We start from the raw sequence: 3,265 nt of genomic DNA on the forward strand, positions 1-3,265 counted from the left end.
GATCCCTCCGTTGCGCCTGACTTCACGGCTGATTGTGGACGCCGGTCGCTTCAAGGTGCGCGTGATGGATCGCAGGGACATCTGCGCCCGCAGACCTCTGGATACCTCTTCCCGATCGATCAAGGTAAGCGCGAGGCGAGACCGAACGCGATCTGGTGGACGGATGCCGCCCGTGCGCGCAAGGAGCGGGTAAATTGACGATGACCCCCGATCAAACACCCGACCAATCGAGCTCATCGACTCTCCGCGCTGCCATCTGTCCCAAATCTCCGACTTCTGCTTGTCCGTGAAAAATACGCGGCGACGATACTTCATTTTGATCACTCCATCTTTGGCTAAAGATTAAAGTGTTGCGTCGACCCGTTGAAATCGCCGGACAAAGCTACCGCACAATGCGATGTCGGTAAGGACTACTTCCGGATCTGCAACATATCCAGTCTCCCCCACGCGCAAGTGAAACACATTTCAATTATTGGGCACTAGGATGTCTGTATGGATAATCTAAAGACCCGCATCGGCAAGAAAATCGCTGCCTACCTAGAAGCGCCCAAGCCGAACTATGTGCCCTTCGCCATTACGTCGAAGGATATGCTGTGCAGAACCCTTCAGCCAGGTGACATCTTGCTCGTCGAAGGCAACACGCGGGTGTCCACTGCGATCAAGTACTTGATCGCAGTGGACATGGTCACATTCCGCCTTTTACGTGGGCGAACACCACCCCGACGGCGAGCTGATTGAGGCACATTTAGAAGATGGCGTCATCCGTGTCCCACTTGCGAAATACGATGATTTTAATACCCGCATTTGCCGTCCCGTCGGTTTGTCTGATGACGAAATTGGCCGTGTCGTCGATAGTGCCAAAGAAAGTCTTGGGCGGATGTATGATCTAAAAAATATCTGGGACTTGGCGCGCTACCTCTTGCCGCAACCCCCTGTTCCAGAACGGTTTCGCCGACGTATGCTGGCCCTTGGGTCGGGCGACCCAACCCGTGCAATTTGCTCGACGCTGATTGCCGAGGCGTTTCAAAAAATTGGCTACCCGATTTTGCCCAGCATCAAAGCCGGACCGCATTTAGAAGAAATTTTACACATCCGCCACCATTCCCTGTTTGTCCCCCGTGACTTTGACTTATCGCCCTATTTTAGCGTCGTAAAACCTACTATTGTGTATGGCTTTGATCACAAAACATTGAATTGGCATAGTCCAGCGAATGCTAATTTAGCCGATTGAGCTAAAAAGCCAACTTGGCATCTATCAACCCGCCAACTCAGTACCATCGAAGTGAAAGAAGACATTCGCCACAATACAAAAATGGGACACTTTGGGCTCAAACCTGCCGTTAGCTGCAAAAGGATCGAATGTCTGCTTGGGGCCGTCTCTAAAACTGCCCACCGTCACTTTGAATTATGACACGATACCCCACATAAGATTACAACGGGTTTGGATTGGGGAGCCTCGACAATGAACCGTACCATTACAGAAGCTGATAGACGCGCGGAGGTAAATACTTTTGTGCGCACGACTTTCGGCGTGCGGGGAACGCTGCGCCTTCATCGTTCAGCTTTTGGCGCTGATCTGTTGCGTGCACCGGTGAATGTCATGCTGGCGCCCGTTCTTCTCATTATCCGACTGGTAGCTCTTTTGGCCAAGGTACTGGGGTTTCATCGAACGGCAATTTGGTTGTCGGGCCGTAAGGTTCTGCTGGAAACCAATGTTTCGCGGGAGGTTGCTGCACTTGTATTGGCCTTTGTTGCTGACCTCAAAGCAAGGGGCGATGGCGTCACCGTTCCTGATAACGTGTTGGACCATGAAGTTGCCGACTATACTGGCGTTCGCAGTGCCGTGGGCGAGATCACAACTACCTTCTTGGTTCTGATAGCGGGTTTCATAGTGTTTCAGACTGCGACGCCAGGTTTGGTCTCTCTCGCGGGGCCGGTGGCCGAAATGAGAGCGCACGCTCTTGCCGTTGAGCAATTCCCGCTGGGACAAGGATTGGGGAAAATGTACTACGGTGTTTTCTCGACGGATATCGAGGCTTTCCAAGTTGTGGCAACTGGTGTTGTGCTGGCAATGTTGGCGTCTGTGGTAACGACATTCGCTGGAGTGATCGCCGATCCGCTGCAGGTCATGATTGGCACGCACCAGCGCCGATTGTCTCGACTGTTAACCCGTTTGGAGGTAGATCAGGGTCATAGTGGTCGTCTTGCCCGAGAGCACATCACCGCCAGACTCGCAGATATCACTGACATCGCGCTCAACTTGTGGCGCGTCTTGCGCGGGTGAGGGCATTTGCTGAGGGCTCTGATCGTCGAACTGCCATGATGCCGAAAATTGCTGCGCTGTTTTGGAATTGCAGCAATGCGAGAGCTGCGTCGCAGCGCAAAAAAATTGGCGGACAAAGTCCGCTAAGGGCGGTGTGCAGAATTAGGAAGTCAAAGTTGGCGGTGTTAAGGGGCGCTCAATTAGGTTAGCCGCATGCTAACGAAGGGTTGCGCCTGCGCCCATGAATTAGAAAGCCCACACATCGTATGTCTGAACCCTGTCTGAAACTGGTACTGGTGACGCCTGAAATTCCGTACAATACCGGTGCGATCGGGCGGACTTGTGTGGCGCTCAATTTGGAGCTGATCCTGATCAAGCCTTACGGATTTTCCCTTGATGAAAAGGCGGTACGACGGGCCGGAACGGATTATTGGAAACACGTTCACCTCACCGAATTTGATAGCTGGCAGAGCTTTGTAAATGATCGACAGCCACCGCGCGGCAGCCTGTATTTCTTCGAAGAACACGGCGCGCAGAGCGTTTACGAGCCAGACTATCAAGACAATGCTTATCTGGTTTTCGGGTGTGAATCCGCAGGTTTGCCTGCTGCGGTTTTAGATGGCATGGACGATCGCGTTTTTCATTTGCCCATGCGAAACCCACTTGTCCGATCCCTCAACTTGGCCAACGTCGCCACAGCGGTGGTTTATCAAGCCATGCGCAATCAGCTCGGCGTTTGAAAGCTGCAAGGTCATTGATAAGGTGTCACTTCTCGCCAAAGCAGATCTCTCAGGCTAACAAAATACTATTATGCTCGAATGGCTGTTCTTGGAAAACTGCACCGCTGCGCTCAACACAAAGGGAGGAAACCGGACCTTCACTCTAAGTATAGTACTTAGCTTCAACTCAAGAAAAAGCAGTCGTTCGATATTATGACGCTGCGTGATACCTGAAGTGGTCCTGCTTTTTAGGACAGTTTTGCGGCTTGGCTAAGATGCATCT

Annotated in this window: 5 protein-coding genes; 4 read left to right on the forward strand and 1 reads right to left on the reverse strand. The window is 52.2% G+C overall.

What is annotated here, in order from left to right; translation table 11 throughout:
* A partial coding sequence (locus V7730_RS22460; protein ID WP_335749780.1) for a helix-turn-helix domain-containing protein occupies positions 1-315 on the reverse strand: 315 nt, incomplete at its 3' end.
* Positions 316-492: 177 nt separating this feature from the next.
* On the opposite strand from V7730_RS22460, the gene V7730_RS22465 reads away from it, so the two are divergent.
* From V7730_RS22465 to V7730_RS22480, 4 genes are all read left to right on the forward strand, one after another.
* Positions 493-738 carry a hypothetical protein gene (locus V7730_RS22465; protein ID WP_335749781.1) on the forward strand — a complete coding sequence of 82 codons (246 nt, stop codon included), beginning with the start codon at positions 493-495 and terminating at the stop codon, positions 736-738.
* Entirely contained in the window at positions 704-1,231 is a 528-nt protein-coding gene (locus V7730_RS22470; RefSeq protein ID WP_335749782.1) for a hypothetical protein, read from the forward strand. Before V7730_RS22465 ends, V7730_RS22470 begins: the two co-directional genes overlap by 35 nt.
* Before the next feature lie 231 nt (positions 1,232-1,462).
* On the forward strand, positions 1,463-2,284 hold the full coding sequence (locus V7730_RS22475; protein ID WP_335749783.1) for a DUF6635 family protein: 822 nt from the start codon (positions 1,463-1,465) through the stop codon (positions 2,282-2,284).
* 245 nt (positions 2,285-2,529) lie between these two features.
* Positions 2,530-3,003 carry a tRNA (cytidine(34)-2'-O)-methyltransferase gene (locus tag V7730_RS22480; protein WP_335749784.1) on the forward strand — a complete coding sequence of 158 codons (474 nt, stop codon included), beginning with the start codon at positions 2,530-2,532 and terminating at the stop codon, positions 3,001-3,003.
* Positions 3,004-3,265 lie beyond the last annotated feature (262 nt).

Source organism: Sulfitobacter sp. (assembly GCF_036961165.1).
GTDB lineage: Bacteria > Pseudomonadota > Alphaproteobacteria > Rhodobacterales > Rhodobacteraceae > Sulfitobacter.